The organism is Eudoraea algarum (genome assembly GCF_050589645.1).
Classification (GTDB): domain Bacteria; phylum Bacteroidota; class Bacteroidia; order Flavobacteriales; family Flavobacteriaceae; genus JBNGOQ01.
Genome location: NZ_JBNGOQ010000002.1, coordinates 236,175 through 250,439, shown reverse-complemented (window position 1 = coordinate 250,439; position 14,265 = coordinate 236,175). Strand labels below are relative to the sequence as shown.

At 46.7% G+C, this 14,265-nt stretch carries 15 protein-coding genes; 9 read left to right on the top strand and 6 right to left on the bottom strand.

Going from position 1 to position 14,265, the window contains the following annotated elements:
• The first annotated feature begins 168 nt into the window (after nucleotides 1-168).
• A complete protein-coding gene (locus tag ACRD67_RS07475) occupies nucleotides 169-690 on the top strand; it encodes a 5' nucleotidase, NT5C type (protein WP_430966438.1) in 522 nt (173 codons plus the stop codon).
• A 106-nt stretch (nucleotides 691-796) separates the two neighbouring features.
• On the top strand, nucleotides 797-1,207 hold the full coding sequence (locus tag ACRD67_RS07470) for a glyoxalase (protein ID WP_430966437.1): 411 nt from the start codon (nucleotides 797-799) through the stop codon (nucleotides 1,205-1,207).
• Here ACRD67_RS07470 and ACRD67_RS07465 read toward each other — a convergent pair.
• The gene (locus ACRD67_RS07465) at nucleotides 1,193-1,876 is read right to left on the bottom strand and encodes a DUF2461 domain-containing protein (RefSeq protein WP_430966436.1); all 684 of its coding nucleotides are present in this window, start codon (nucleotides 1,874-1,876) and stop codon (nucleotides 1,193-1,195) included. The genes ACRD67_RS07470 and ACRD67_RS07465 overlap by 15 nt on opposite strands.
• Before the next feature lie 96 nt (nucleotides 1,877-1,972).
• Here ACRD67_RS07465 and epsC point away from each other — a divergent pair, with 96 nt between their 5' ends.
• Together epsC and cysM are read left to right on the top strand one after the other, a co-directional pair.
• Nucleotides 1,973-2,767, top strand: a complete 795-nt coding sequence (gene epsC, locus ACRD67_RS07460; protein ID WP_430966435.1) for a serine O-acetyltransferase EpsC — start codon at nucleotides 1,973-1,975, stop codon at nucleotides 2,765-2,767.
• Nucleotides 2,757-3,641: a cysteine synthase CysM gene (gene cysM / locus ACRD67_RS07455; protein ID WP_430966434.1), complete on the top strand. Its 885-nt coding sequence runs from the start codon at nucleotides 2,757-2,759 to the stop codon at nucleotides 3,639-3,641. Before epsC ends, cysM begins: the two co-directional genes overlap by 11 nt.
• On the opposite strand, the gene ACRD67_RS07450 is transcribed toward cysM, so the two are convergent.
• Genes ACRD67_RS07450 through ACRD67_RS07440 form a run of 3 tightly spaced genes read right to left on the bottom strand, consistent with a single transcriptional unit; the run spans nucleotide 3,614 to nucleotide 6,017 of the window.
• The gene (locus tag ACRD67_RS07450) at nucleotides 3,614-4,435 is read right to left on the bottom strand and encodes an alpha/beta hydrolase (protein ID WP_430966433.1); all 822 of its coding nucleotides are present in this window, start codon (nucleotides 4,433-4,435) and stop codon (nucleotides 3,614-3,616) included. The two genes, cysM and ACRD67_RS07450, sit on opposite strands and share 28 nt — an antisense overlap.
• Complete coding sequence (locus ACRD67_RS07445; RefSeq protein WP_430966432.1) at nucleotides 4,422-5,297, bottom strand: alpha/beta hydrolase; 876 nt, start codon at nucleotides 5,295-5,297, stop codon at nucleotides 4,422-4,424. Before ACRD67_RS07445 ends, ACRD67_RS07450 begins: the two co-directional genes overlap by 14 nt.
• A 48-nt stretch (nucleotides 5,298-5,345) precedes the next feature.
• Nucleotides 5,346-6,017: a tRNA pseudouridine synthase A gene (locus ACRD67_RS07440; RefSeq protein WP_430966431.1), complete on the bottom strand. Its 672-nt coding sequence runs from the start codon at nucleotides 6,015-6,017 to the stop codon at nucleotides 5,346-5,348.
• Between the two features lie 204 nt (nucleotides 6,018-6,221).
• Here ACRD67_RS07440 and ACRD67_RS07435 point away from each other — a divergent pair, with 204 nt between their 5' ends.
• From ACRD67_RS07435 to ACRD67_RS07415, 5 genes are all read left to right on the top strand, one after another.
• Complete coding sequence (locus ACRD67_RS07435) at nucleotides 6,222-6,824, top strand: short chain dehydrogenase (RefSeq protein ID WP_430966430.1); 603 nt, start codon at nucleotides 6,222-6,224, stop codon at nucleotides 6,822-6,824.
• 71 nt (nucleotides 6,825-6,895) lie between these two features.
• Complete coding sequence (locus ACRD67_RS07430) at nucleotides 6,896-8,137, top strand: DUF418 domain-containing protein (protein ID WP_430966429.1); 1,242 nt, start codon at nucleotides 6,896-6,898, stop codon at nucleotides 8,135-8,137.
• Between the two features lie 148 nt (nucleotides 8,138-8,285).
• On the top strand, nucleotides 8,286-8,768 hold the full coding sequence (locus ACRD67_RS07425) for a hypothetical protein (RefSeq protein ID WP_430966428.1): 483 nt from the start codon (nucleotides 8,286-8,288) through the stop codon (nucleotides 8,766-8,768).
• Between the two features lie 425 nt (nucleotides 8,769-9,193).
• Complete coding sequence (locus ACRD67_RS07420; protein ID WP_430966427.1) at nucleotides 9,194-9,892, top strand: response regulator transcription factor; 699 nt, start codon at nucleotides 9,194-9,196, stop codon at nucleotides 9,890-9,892.
• Nucleotides 9,889-11,382, top strand: a complete 1,494-nt coding sequence (locus ACRD67_RS07415; RefSeq protein WP_430966426.1) for an ATP-binding protein — start codon at nucleotides 9,889-9,891, stop codon at nucleotides 11,380-11,382. Before ACRD67_RS07420 ends, ACRD67_RS07415 begins: the two co-directional genes overlap by 4 nt.
• A 178-nt stretch (nucleotides 11,383-11,560) precedes the next feature.
• Here ACRD67_RS07415 and ACRD67_RS07410 read toward each other — a convergent pair whose 3' ends face one another.
• Nucleotides 11,561-13,030, bottom strand: coding sequence for a magnesium chelatase (locus ACRD67_RS07410; RefSeq protein WP_430966425.1), 1,470 nt, complete (start codon nucleotides 13,028-13,030; stop codon nucleotides 11,561-11,563).
• Nucleotides 13,031-13,078: 48 nt separating this feature from the next.
• Nucleotides 13,079-14,227: a vWA domain-containing protein gene (locus ACRD67_RS07405; protein ID WP_430966424.1), complete on the bottom strand. Its 1,149-nt coding sequence runs from the start codon at nucleotides 14,225-14,227 to the stop codon at nucleotides 13,079-13,081.
• Between the last annotated feature and the right edge of the window lie 38 nt (nucleotides 14,228-14,265).

Sequence of the window (14,265 nt, the reverse complement as noted above, 5' to 3'; positions counted from 1 at the left end):
AGATTCCTCACAGGCTCGGAACGACAAATCAATGTGTGTTGTCATTCAGAGCAAAGCGAAGAATCTTGAACTTGCACTTGCACTTGCACTTGAGCTTAGAAAAATTAATTTTCGGCATTTGCTTCCCTTTTACCCATACTTTTTCGTACTTCGTACAAATATTAAACGATGACCTTATTTGTAGATATGGACGAAGTCCTAGCGGACACCTATGGCGCACATATAGCACTGTATAACCGTGAGTTTGGAGAATCGCTTTCCCTGGACAGCTGTAAGGGGAGCGAGGTATGGCAAATGGTACCTGAAGACCGACAGGCCAGTGTACGCAAGCACGCCTATACCGACGGATTCTTTTTGGACCTGGCCCCTATACGGGACAGCAAGGACGTCTTAAAGGAACTCGCCGCCAAGTATGAGGTCTATATTGCCTCGGCCGCCATGGAATTTCCCAACTCGCTTCGCGAAAAGTCGGAATGGCTGGATATGCATTTTCCCTATATCCACTGGAAAAACCGCATCCTCTGTGGGGACAAGGGCATTCTAAAAGGGGATATCCTGATCGACGACCGCAGTTACAACCTGCAACAATTCGATGGCCGATCTATTCTCTTCACCTCACCACATAACGTGAATTCCAATGGTTTTGAGCGGGCCGATACCTGGCTGGAAGTGGCCCAGAAACTGCTTTAGCCTGCTTTTGGCGGGACCATTGCTTGTTCATAAACCCGTTAAAAACTAATTCGGGACCACAAAATGTCGGGGGGCTCAATGGCTATCTTTATAAAAACTTCTTGCGATGTCCACTAGGTCACAAAATCTCTTACAGATCCGTCCAGAGATTCCTTCCGCCAAAGTTACCGACGATATGAGTGATGATGAACGTTTTCAGAACCGGACCCTCCGCCCTATCATCAAACTGCAAAACTATCTGTTGATCGCCGCTTTTTCCAACTATGTAAGGAAGTACAAAAACGCCTTTTACGAGCTATCCTTGGAAAGGCAGCTCCTGTATATAGAAAATGCGGTGCAAAAGGACATTAAGTTCCGAAACTCCCTGAAAGGGATGATCATTGGGCAGTTTACCCTGGATGAATACGAAACCTATATCCTGAATTCCTCTGCTCTTAACAAGCGGATGATGAACATGGTCATAGAACGCCTTAAGGACCAGATACAACTATTGCAGAACGAGCTATTGGTCCAATAGGGACTCGCCGTTAAGGTTGGTGGTCAGGATATCGCTCATCAGATCAAAATAGGGTCGTATGGCCTTAAAGGAATCGTCCACTTGCGCCAGAAAATTGGGTGCCAGCACCTCTTTATCGGTAAAATTCCGCACAAAGATAAACTGCTTCCTTCTGATCAGGTCAATATTGGGGTCTTCCTTGTCAAAACCTTTGGGGGCCGTTTTCACGGCATCGCCCTGGATTTCGCCCCATATTTTTTTGAAGGCAGTGTTGTCCAGCACCTTGCGCATGGGTGCCGCGTCCATTTCAAACTCCTTTCGGATCCGAAAAAGATCTTCCTTATTGGGTTCCCAAAATCCGACCGCGATAAAAGTCTCCTTGGGTTTGATACGCAAATAATACCCGCCGCGGAGCCTGGCCCCAGCCCGGGAAAAAGAGCCTGCAAAATGGGCCTTGTACGGGGTTTTATCCTTGGAAAATCGCACATCGCGATAAATGCGGAACATTTTTAGCTTTTCTATCTCATCATGGCTTCCCATCCGTTCCTTTAAGGCCTCGTAGAACGACTTCACATTCGCTTCATGTGCCTTGAATTCTTTTTTGTGATCGGTGAACCACTCCCTATTGTTGTTTTTGTCCAATTGCCCGAGAAAATGTAGGGCTTCTTTAGTAATTACTGTTGTTTGCATACGACCTAGGTCCTGAATATTTTAAGCTAAAGTTAACCATTTTGAAGAAGGCGCTTTTAAAATATTGGTTAATTTTGGTACTCTAATGTTAAAGATATGGACAAGTCCGGCATCATAAAAAAAATAAACCAGCACAAAAAACAACCCAATCTCCGGTATCAATTAAAGCGGAATGTGGAGGCCTTTACGGATCGCCTCTTTTATACCTTGTTCGATATTGAGACCCCTGTGGAGAAAAATTTGGATCTTCTGGAAGCGGAGTTCGACACCCTGATGAACTTGGCGTGCTGGGATGCGGAGAAACCGTGCAGCAAAATATGGGAAAAGTATGTTTCCCAGTTGCCTGCCGTTTTGGAAAAGCTCAATAAGGATGCGGAGGCCATTGTAAGTTGCGATCCGGCCTCGCTTTCCATTGAAGAAGTGTATATGGCCTATCCCGGTTTTTATGCCATAGCCATTTATCGGCTCGCGCACGAACTCTATGTGGAAGGTTTTCCCATGGTGCCCCGTCTTATGACCGAATATGCGCACAGACAAACGGGAGTGGACATCAATCCCGGAGCGCGTATAGGAAACTCCTTTTTTATAGACCATGCTACCGGTGTGGTCATCGGAGAGACTGCGGTTATCAAGGATAATGTAAAACTGTATCAGGGGGTTACCCTGGGCGCGCTCTATGTGGCCAAGAGCCTGCAGCGTGTAAAACGCCATCCCACCATTGAGGACAATGTCACCATTTATGCGAACGCCACCATTCTGGGCGGTGATACGGTCATCGGGGAAAATTCTGTCATTGGAGGTAATGCCTGGCTCACTGCTTCCGTGCCCGCCAATTCCACAGTCTTCCACACCCCGGAAATTAAGATAAAGACCCTACCGCATGTCTCATAGCTTATTGGATTTGATCGGGAACACACCATTAGTGGCCTCCAAAGCGCTGAACCCGAACCCCAAGATACAGTTATTCTTTAAACTGGAAGGGCATAATCCGGGTGGGAGCGTAAAGGACAGAGCGGCCTTTAATATGATTAAAAGCGCTTTGGAAAGAGGCGATATAAACGAAAAATCCAGACTGATCGAGGCCACCAGTGGTAACACTGGCATCGCCTTGGCCATGATTGCCGGTATCTACAATCTTAATATCGAATTGGTAATGCCCGCCAATTCTACCAAGGAGCGGGTGCAGACCATGCGGGCCTATGGCGCCAAGGTTACCCTCACCTCGGCCGAAGTTGGCATTGAAGGTGCACGGGACTACGTAGAGACCAAGGTAGCACATGAGGATTTTGTAATGCTCAACCAGTTTGCCAATGACGACAATTGGAAATCGCACTACCAGACCACGGGTCCTGAAATTTGGAACGATACCAAAGGGGGCATTACACACTTTGTCTCTTCCATGGGAACCACGGGAACCATCATGGGGACCTCCACTTTTTTAAAGGAAAAAAGCAAGGACATACAAATTGTAGGGGTACAACCTACCGATGGGTCCAAAATCCCGGGCATACGCAAGTGGCCAGAGGAATACCTGCCCAAGATCTTTAACCCCAAAAAGGTAGATCGCATTATGGAGGTCAGCGAGGACGAGGCCGTGAAGATGGCCCGAAGACTGGCCAAGGAAGAGGGTATCTTTTCGGGGATGAGCAGCGGCGGGGCCGCCTGTGCCGCCGTGCGGTTGGCGGAAAGTCTGGAAAGCGGGGTCATCGTTTCCATTGTCTGTGACCGTGGTGATCGTTATTTGTCCTCCGGACTTTTTGACTGACCCAGTACCGTATCGATCCCATCGTGATAGGGGCGAAAATCAATCAGGTTATTATGTCCGCCGCCTTCTATCGTATACATTCTTTTTTGTGGACCGGGTATAGCTTCAAACAAGCGTTGTCCAGAGCCATAGGGCACTACCCTATCGTCCGTACCATGGAAAATGGTAATAGGACATGTGACCTCCTGTACATAGCTATGGGATGGTAGTTTATATTTCAACAACCACTTCATTGGCAAAAAGGGGAACCGCTCCTGGGCAACATCCATTAGGCTATAATAGGGTGTTTCCAGGATGAGCTGTGCGGGTTGGTTCCCAGACGCGAGACGCGCTGCAACGCCGCTTCCCAGCGAACGTCCGTACAGCACGATCTGATTCTCGTTATACCGTTGCAAGAGATAATCGTAAAAACGCTGCGCGTCCTTATGCAGGGCCGCTTCGCTCAATTTGCCTGTACTTTTACCGTACGTCCTGTAGTCCATCACCAGAACATCATAGCCCTTCTCCATAAATAAAGGGGCGACGGTACCCCAACGCGAAAGGTCGCCCGCATTGCCGTGAAAATACAGGATTACACCTTGAGACCCAGGCTGTTTAAAATGGAGTGCGTTGAGCCTTGCGCCGTCTTCCGTGGGCAAAAAAAGTTCCTCAAAGTCCGACCTAAAAGTATAGCCATAATCTGCAGGCAGTCGCGTGGGTAAAAAAATAAGCTTTTCCTGAATAAAATAGAGCATAGTTAGCAATAGGCCTGGGAGGACAAGTAGGAGGATGACGGTCTTCCTAAGCTTCCGCATTGGTTCTTTTTGAAGTGTGTTTTACATGAATACTGGAGCCCTCCAGATTAACCGGTTTGGGCCTTGTGGTAATAATTTCATTGAGCATCCTATGGTAGGATTCAAAGGTGTTCAAGTTTTTGTGTCCGCCCCCGATCACCGTATACAGCCTAGTGAGATGCGGTTTTATTTTGGACAGTTTTACGCTGGTCTTGTACGGTATGAGCCGATCGTCCGTACCATGGATGATATGGATGGGGCAGTTCACGTATTTTAACCATTTGTAGGTGGGCATGGGAAACTTGATCAAAATGGAAAGCGGCATAAAAGGGATAAACTTCTTGGCCACCTTGCTTAAGCTGTAATAAGGTGCATCCAAGATCAGCATTCGGGGATTGTTCATGGAGGCCAATTTTGTGGCAAAACCAGAACCCAGGGAACGCCCGTACAGAATAATATATTTTTCCGCAACACTTTCCTTTAGTTTGTTATAGATGACCTGTAGGTCCCTTTTTATGGCCTTTTGCGTTCTGCGTCCAGTGCTCTTTCCAAAACCGCGATAATCTACCATGATGACGTCGTAACCGTGCCGTGTAAAATCTACCGCAAACTTCCCCCACCCCTTGATGCTCTTGGAATTGCCCTTTAGGTAAAACACCACGCCCTTGGGATGTTTGGCCTTAAAACGCAGCCCGTTGATTACTGCACCATCCCTTGTGGTTACATTATATTCCTGAATCTCCTGGTTCTCGTAATGGAATTGAAAGTCCTTGGGCAATTTCTCAGGTTTGAACATGAGGAAATCCTGCAGAAAGTAGAGCAGAATACTAATGAGCAGATAGATGCCCAGTACGAGCAACAATATGAACAACCAAGAGGGCATGGACCTACATTTAGCTCCAATGTACAAAAAATAATAGTATAGCCATGGCTATTCGAACTCGAGGCGGTGTAACAGCAAACCCGATCCAGGCGCCACATAGGTAATCTGCACCTGCGTATCCTCCTGCAAGGAGGCCTTGATCATATCCATGGACAGTTCTCCCCTGCCCAACTGTATCAGGGCTCCCATGATCATCCGAATCTGATACCGCATAAAACCCGCGCCCTGTACGTGCAGTGCATAAGACCTTTCAGGAAAGAAATTGGCCTTGAGCACCTTGTTTTCCCGTATTTCGCAAGAGCTTATCGTACGCAGCAGTAAGGTATTTGGCCTTGGCCGGGACGTATAGGCCTTAAAGTTATGTGTGCCCTCGAACAAGCGAGCGGCCTTCTGCATCAGTTCAATGTTGAGCGGGCCTATATGATTGGCCATAAAGGGTGCGCAATAGGGGTGGTTTTTTGCGCCAAAGGAAAACAGGTAGATGTATTCCTTGCTCTTGCTGTGCTGAATGATATTGAAGCTATTGTCTACTTTGTTGATGTTAATAACCTTAATATCAGGAGGTAAGTTCTCATTGCATTCATTCAAAAATTTAGAAAGGTCCGGTATGGGGGCATCCTCGATAAAAAGCTCAAAGGCCGCTTCCAGGGCCGATACCTTGGCATCCGTACGGCCTGCCCCCAGAATCTTAAACCGGGCCTCGGGCAGTACAAACTTCAAGGTTTTGGTTAGCATTCCTTCAATAGTCCTTTCCCCGGGTTGTTTTTGCCAACCGCTATATCTAAACCCCAAAAACTGGATACGAACCAAATAACAATACCGATGTTGCATGGGTGAAAATAAGGCTTGGCTAAAGATACGATGGCAAGGGTGCAAAAGACAACTTTTTGAATCGCTCTTTTGGTTTTTTTGTATTTTGGACATATGAAAATACTCATTATAGGGGGCCATGGCACCATTGGCAAAAAAGTAGCCCAGGAATTGGAAAAAAGACATACGGTCATCAATGCCAACCGCTCTTCGGGAACTGAACGGGTAGATTTGGCCGATTCCAAATCCATCTTGGCGCTCTTTGAAAAAACAGGTAAGGTAGATGCCGTGGTCTGTACGGCCGGTGAGGCCAAATGGGCGCCCTTTGCCTCACTGAGTGAAGCCGATTTCTATATTGGGATAAAAAGCAAGCTCATGGGGCAGGTCAATGTGGTGCGCATTGGAAAGGACTATCTAAATCCCAAAGGGTCCTTTACGTTGACCACGGGAATACTCGCGGACCAACCTGTGGATATGACCACCAGTGCCGCCATGGTAAACGGGGGCATACACAGCTTTGTGAAAGCGGTTGCCCTGGAACTGGAAAATGGCTTACGGATCAATGCGGTTTGCTCGGACCTGGTCGTTGACGCCTACGAAAAATACAAGGATTATTTTCCGGGACACACTCCGGTGCCCATGCACAAGGTGGTGAACGCCTACCTAAAAAGTGTGGAGGGCAAGGTAAACGGTGAGGTTATCCGGTTGGTGGAATAGGTTTCCCTTAGAAAGTGTAACGATCGCTACTGAGGTACGTCTTATGAGTATCAATCTAAAAACAAAGGGTCATGTCAGTAGCCTCCCCTCCCAAAAAACGCATCGAAATTGTGGACGCCCTGCGGGGCATAGCCTTGGCAGGTATTGTCATTGTCCATATGGTAGAGAACTACGTAGGCGCACCCACGCCCGAAGGGGTTATGGATGCTACCCATGCCGGTGTAGCCGATTCCGTTGTCGATGTTTTTATAGGCCTTTTCCTTCGGGGCAAGTTCTTTGCGCTCTTTTCCTTTCTTTTTGGGCTTAGCTTTTTTATCCAAATGGACAACGCCAATGCCAAGGGTGCCCAGTTCGGAGGACGTTTTTTATGGCGGCTTCTCATCCTCTTGGCCATAGGATATGTGCACCATCTTTTCTACAGAGGGGATATCTTGACCATCTATGCACTGCTGGGTATTTTGCTCATCCCCTTCTATCGGGTAAAAAACAAATGGATATTGGGGATTATATGCCTAATCTTTCTGGGTCTTGGACGCTATATCGTATTTGCGCTTACGCAGGGTGAAAGCCTCTTTATGGAAACTGGGTTTGCCCCTGATAGCCCAGAAATCGTTTCCTACTTCGATATCATTAAGAATGGGACGCTGGGCGAAGTATTCTATTCCAACGGCTATCAAGGACATATCATGAAAGCCGAATTTCAATTGGGAATCTTCTCCAGGGCCTATCTCACCTTTGCCTTTTTTCTTTTGGGACTCTATGTGGGCCGACTCCAGTTTTTCCAAAACTTTTTGGATCATAAAAAATTGGTAAAAAAGGTGCTGATCTGGTCCCTGATCCTTTTTGTGGTTTCACTTGCGCTATTGGCACTTATTTTCATGCAATTGGGCCCCGAGGTACAGTTTGATAACTGGTTGGCCATGGCCGGACTCACCGCCATTGACCTGAACAATATTGCCATGACCTTTATACTCCTTGCCCTTTTCACAATGGGCTATAGGACCCTCAGGGGCAAAAAATGGTTGGGCAGTTTTGCACCCTATGGACGTATGGCCCTTACCAACTATGTGGCGCAGAGTATCCTCGGAACCTTTTTGCTCTTCGGTTGGGGACTGGGTTATCTGGGAGAGCTTCGAAACATCTATACGTTCCTTATTGGACTGGCAGTCATTGCTTTACAAATGGCTTTCAGTGCCTGGTGGTTGCGGAATTTCCACTATGGCCCACTAGAATGGGTATGGAGAAGCCTTACTTATTTTAAATGGTATCCGCTTAAGAAATCACCTGCCCCAGCCGAAACTCAAATCGGTTAGTGAAGGGGTTGTACACGATACATTTCACCACAGCTTTTTGAACATACCCAACATTGCCATCCGTTCATCGAATTTTTTAAAATAAAGGAAATCGGGTGGCGTTCTAAAACCCGAACGGGGGTTCCCCAAACCTTGAAACCTACTTACTATGAAATTTTTGTTGCGGCTGCTGAATTGGAAACGGAGTTTGGTCCTTTCAATAGGAACTCTTGGGCTGTTGGTGCTACTTAATTTTTACGGTCTCCATACCAATAAGTTCTATTTTTTTAAATTCGACAATTATATCTTTCCGTTGTTGACCTTGGTACACTTTACCTTTCTGTATGCTATATGGTTCAAAATCAAGGAAGAGGAGATCGCCGATCCGCAAATGCGCAATTTAGAATATACACTCTACGTGATTTTCCTAGTGTATCTCTACAAAGCGATGGAAACACTTTCCATTCTACTGAGCTATTCCGATTATGCCGATCATGTTATGCCCGTTACCTTTATTCCCATGGGGATTGCCATATTTGCGCTGTATCTTTTGCTCATGGGTCTTACCCTAGTGACCTTTGTACATCGAAAAAAAATAGTGGGCAGCTATAATTTTGAACAAATGAACCAACATTTTGATTCCTGGGAATAACCGGGGTTTGCATGGATAAAAAAACCCCGTGGAAATTCTTCCACAGGGTCCTTCCGTAAAAACAAACACAATTAATTTTCACCAACACTTCAACATTTGTTGAGCAACATCTATCCTTGGCTAACCCTTATTCAAAGAAGGAAGATGTTCCAAGCGCGGCTTTTAGTTGTAAAGGCCCCATCCGTAAGCTATTGTAAGGTTATAGGTCCTTCCAACAAATTAAGCGATAGCGTATAACGTCCTGATCACAAAAAGGTACACTTCTATAAACTTTTTGTAAGGACTCTGTGAACTTTTCGCCTATATAAAACAAGGGGGCTTGCCATCCCAACGAAATGGGCTGTTGGCAAACCCCGAGTAGCAGTATTTTTTATAATCCTGTGATATCCCTGTGATATCTTTTAACTTCTTTCGCATTAGAAATTATGAAGCAGATCCTTATCATAGAAGACGATCCCGAAATCGTTAAACTGTTGGAGATACATCTCACCGACCTTATCTACCATACCACGAGTGCTATGGATGGTGAAAAGGGCCTGCAAATGGCGTTGGAGAACGATTATGACCTTATATTACTCGATTTAACGCTTCCTATTATGGATGGCGTGGAAGTCTGTAAAAAATTGCGCCTTAAAAAAAATACCCCAATCATTATGCTTACCGCAAAATCCGAGGAAATAGATCGGGTCCTGGGACTGGAGATCGGAGCGGATGACTATATCACCAAACCTTTTAGTATCCGGGAACTGCTGGCCAGAATAAAGGCCGTAATGCGGCGGGTTGACGTAAAGACCGATACCGAGACCAATTCCCAATCGCTTTCCTTTGAAAATCTGCATGTGGATGTGGAGAAGCGAAAAGTGTTGTTGAATCAAAAACGGATCGAGCTTTCCCCCAAAGAATTTGAACTCTTGGTCCTTATGGCCTCCAACCCTGGCAGAAACTACTCCCGAACAGAATTGTTGAACATGATATGGGGCTACAATTTTGAAGGTTATGAGCACACGGTAAATTCACATATAAATCGCCTAAGGGCCAAGATCGAGTCCGATATGGCCAATCCTACCTATATTCTAACCACCTGGGGTGTGGGGTATAAGTTTAACGAGGACATCGCGGTATGAGCAAAACAGAAAAGACCCTGACCCCAAGACTGGTAAAGAAATTATGGGTAGCCTTTATCCTGATTATTGTGCTCATGGGCGCCTCTTATATCTTTATTACAGGCTACTTTGCCAATAAGTACAACCAGGCCACGGCACAACGGGTAAACGCCAATATTGCCGACCATCTCATCGAGGAGAAGTTCCAGAATGCGTCCCCATTTTTGGCAGATGGCAGCGTGAACAAAGCACTTTTTGGGGATGTGATGCACGATATGATGGCCGTAAACAGAAGCATTGAGGTCTATCTCCTGGACAAAACCGGGGAAATACTCTATTCCGTGGTCCTGGACCATAGCGAGAACGCCCCGGAGAAAACAGTATCGCTTGCCCCTATCCAGTCCTTTATTGCAAACAAAGGGCAGGAATATGTACTGGGGGACGATCCCAGGAATCCAGGGAAGCAAAAAATATTTTCGGCCGCCGCCTTTAATGTGGACGGTAGGGAAGGCTTTATCTATATTATTTTGGCCGGAAAGGAATTTCAACTGATCAGTGAAAACCTGTTGGGGCAATACTTTATGAAGCTGGGCATTGGCGCTACGGTGCTCACCATGATATTTGCCGCTGTGATCGGGATGTTGAGTATTTGGTTCCTGACCAAAAACCTTCGCCTTATAACCCGTACCATCCGCAAATTTCAGGAGGGGGATTTGAATGCACGGATCGAAAATGCCGAAAAATCGGATATTGAGGTCTTTGCCCATTCCTTCAACGATATGGCAGATACCATTGTGGGCAATATTGACAAGATGAAATCCGTGGACCAGTTGCGCAGGGAGCTCATCGCCAATGTTTCCCACGATCTTAGAACGCCCCTGGCCATTTTAAAGGGGTATGTGGAGACGCTGCAGATCAAGCGGGATTCGTTATCGGAGCAAGAGAAACAGGAGTACTTGCAGATTACACATACCAATATTGACAAGCTTTCCAAGGTCATTGACCAACTCTTTGAATACTCAAAATTGGAGGCGGAACAGGTGACCCCTGAAAAGGAACCCTTCTCCATTACCGAGCTGTCGCACGACCTGATCGCCAAGTTCAAGGTCATTGCCGACAAGAAGAAAATAGCACTCGTACTGGACAAGCCGGAAAAAAACAGTATGGTATTCGCCGATCTGAGCTTGGTAGAACGCGCGCTGCAGAACCTCATTGAGAATGCCGTTAAATACACGGAGCCGGAGGGCAAAGTAACCCTTTCCATACAGCCCACAGGTAAAAATATTGAGATAAGCATTGCCGATACCGGCGCAGGCATCCCGCTAAGCGAGCAGCCGTTTATTTTTGACCGTTACAAACAGGTAGATCCCTCGACACAAAAACAAGGTTCCGGGCTGGGTCTGGCCATCGTAAAGAAAATTATGGACCTGCACGAAACCACCATCACGGTTCTGAGCAGTCCGAGGGAAGGGAGTTCCTTTATTTTTAGGCTCCCCGCCTATCCGGTATAGGATGGGAAATTGATTGTTGTGAAATGCAAGGGAGGTGTCTGAAAAGTGCCAAAAAATGGCTGATTGTCTCATCGAGCGCAGTCGAGATGTCTGGGAAAACAAGAGTGCAAAAAGTTCTCGACTGCGCTCGAACGGACAACAAAATGCTTTTCAGACCATCTCTTTTGTTTAGTGCGATTTAAAGTTCACTGATAAAGCTACCGTACAGGTCCTTAAACTGATATCCCCTTGTAAATCGGTGCTTGCTCAGTTTTTTATGTGCCACAAGGCCCCAGAGCAATACTTCCTTGAGGAAATAACTATCTTCTTTGGGTACCTGAGGCTGGTATGACTGCACAAGTGCATTGAGCGGCCCAATTCTATCGAGCTGTTTCTTGTACACTTCTTCGGGAGCATCATCGAGCAATTCGAATCCTTCGCCATCAAAAAACCAGTTGATCAGCGCATCGTAGGGACTCTCGGCATCCTTGCGCTCCAACTTATCGATCTTTGGGAAATACAGGGGAAAAATGGATTTTACCGCATCATCGATCAGAATGGCCGCTACGCCATCGGCACCTTCCTGTTCCCCCTCGTACACCAACTCTATTTTACCGGTTATGGACGGGATAACGCCCATAAAATCGCTGAGGCGTACTGTGGTCTTATCCATGCCCAGTTTTAGGCAACGGCGTTCTGCCGTGCTCAACAGGTTCTCAAAGGCCGTGATACTTGTACGGGCACTGACCCCGCTTTTGGCATCCACGTATTCGCTCTTCCTGGCCTCAAAGCTGATCTGTTCCAGCAAGTCCTTGGCCATATCGGGAACGTGTACCGAATGCAGTTGTCGCTCGTCCAGTTGGGCCTCTTGGACGGTAATTTTTCTCGCGGTGGCAATGTCCTCCGGATAATGCGTCAATATCTGCGAGCCTATCCTGTCCTTTAGCGGGGTAACAATGCTGCCCCGGTTGGTGTAATCCTCCGGATTGGCCGTGAAGACAAACTGAAGATCTAAGGGCAATCGCAATTTAAAGCCCCGGATCTGGATATCGCCCTCCTGTAGGATATTGAAAAGGGACACCTGTATGCGTGCCTGTAGGTCCGGGAGTTCGTTGATCACGAAAATGCAACGGTTTGCCCTGGGAATCATCCCAAAATGGATGACACGGTCATCTGCGTATGATAGTTTGAGATTCGCTGCCTTAATGGGATCCACATCACCGATCAAATCGGCCACGGTGACATCGGGGGTGGCCAGTTTCTCATAGAAGCGATCCTTACGGTGCAACCAGGAAATGGGTGTGTTATCCGCTTTTTCCTTGATCAATTCCTTGGCGTACCTGGACATGGGCCGTAGGGGATCATCATTGATCTCCGAACCTTCCACCACGGGTATCCACTCATCCAAAAGCTCTACCATGAGTCGGGCCAGCCTTGTTTTGGCCTGCCCGCGAAGTCCCAACAGGTTGATATTATGTCTGGAAAGTATGGCGCGTTCCAACTCTGGAATTACAGAGTTTTCAAAACCCCATACGCCCGGAAAGGTAGCTTCATCTCCTTGTATTTTTTCCCTGAGATTATCGCGGAGTTCATCCTTGATACCTTTGCTGCTATAGCCTGCTTGTTTTAGTTCGCCAAGCGTAGCGATTTCCTTATGGTTCAATTTCATAGTGTCTTCTCGATGGGATCTCTGTCTCCAGTTAATCCGCTTATTGATCTATCCTTTTAGTCGTTTTCTTCTGTTCTGCTCGTAGTCCTCAAAAATCATTTCTCCCAGTCCTTTAAGTCCTGTAAAAAAGGCCTTTCCTTTGTTCGCTTCGGTAAAATGCCTTACAAACTGCATCAGATAGGGGTCCTGGGCTATCATAAAGGTCGTGATCGGAATATGTAACTTTCTGGCCTGCCGTGCCATATTGTAGCATTTTTCCACAATATGGTCATCTAGCCCCACGCTGTTCTTATAGTAGGTACCGTCCGGAAGTCGCAGGCAGCTTGGTTTTCCATCGGTAATCATAAAAATCTGCTTGTTGGTGTTCCGCTTTCTTCGCAACATGTCCATGGCCAATTGGAGTCCGGCCACCGTATTGGTATGATAGGGCCCCACTTTTAAATAGGGTAGGTCCTTGATGGGTATGGGCCAGGCATCATTGCCGAACACCAGAATATCCAGCGTGTCCTTGGGGTATCTGGTGGTGATGAGCTCGGCCAGGGCCATGGCCACTTTTTTGGCCGGCGTAATACGATCTTCCCCGTATAAGATCATACTATGACTTATATCAATCATAAGCACGGTACTCATTTGGGCCTTGTACTGGGTATCTTCAACCACCAAGTCATCCTCGTTGAGGGTAAAATTGTCCATCCCATGGTTGACCTGGGCGTTCTTTAAACTTTCGGTCATGGAAATATGTTCCAACCCATCGCCATAGCGATACTCTCTGAATTCCCCGGTATGTTCATCGCCCAAGCCTGATTTTCCGGTCTTGTGGTTGCCCGAACCGCTACGTTTTAATTTTCCAAAGATTTGGTCCAGCGCTCGCTGACGTATCATGCGCTCCAATTTTGCCGTTATGGACAAATTGCCGCCACGATCCCCTTCTTCACCTTCACCCTCTCCGCCCTCTTCAAACTCCTCACGTAAATACCCTTTTGCTTTGAGATCTTCGATAAAATCATCTATGGTGTAGTCTTCATCCGTAAGCTCGTATTCCTTGTCGAGTTCGCGCAACCAGTCCAAAGCTTCATCCACATCTCCCGAGGTATGAGTGATGAGTTCCTGGAAGATTTCAAAAAGCTTTTCAAAAGGAGTTTGATCCGGTGCTTCGTAAGAAGAAAAACGAAAGCCCTTTCTTAAATTCACAGCCATAGTATAAAAATAACACATTTCGGAAAACCGTTGGGTGT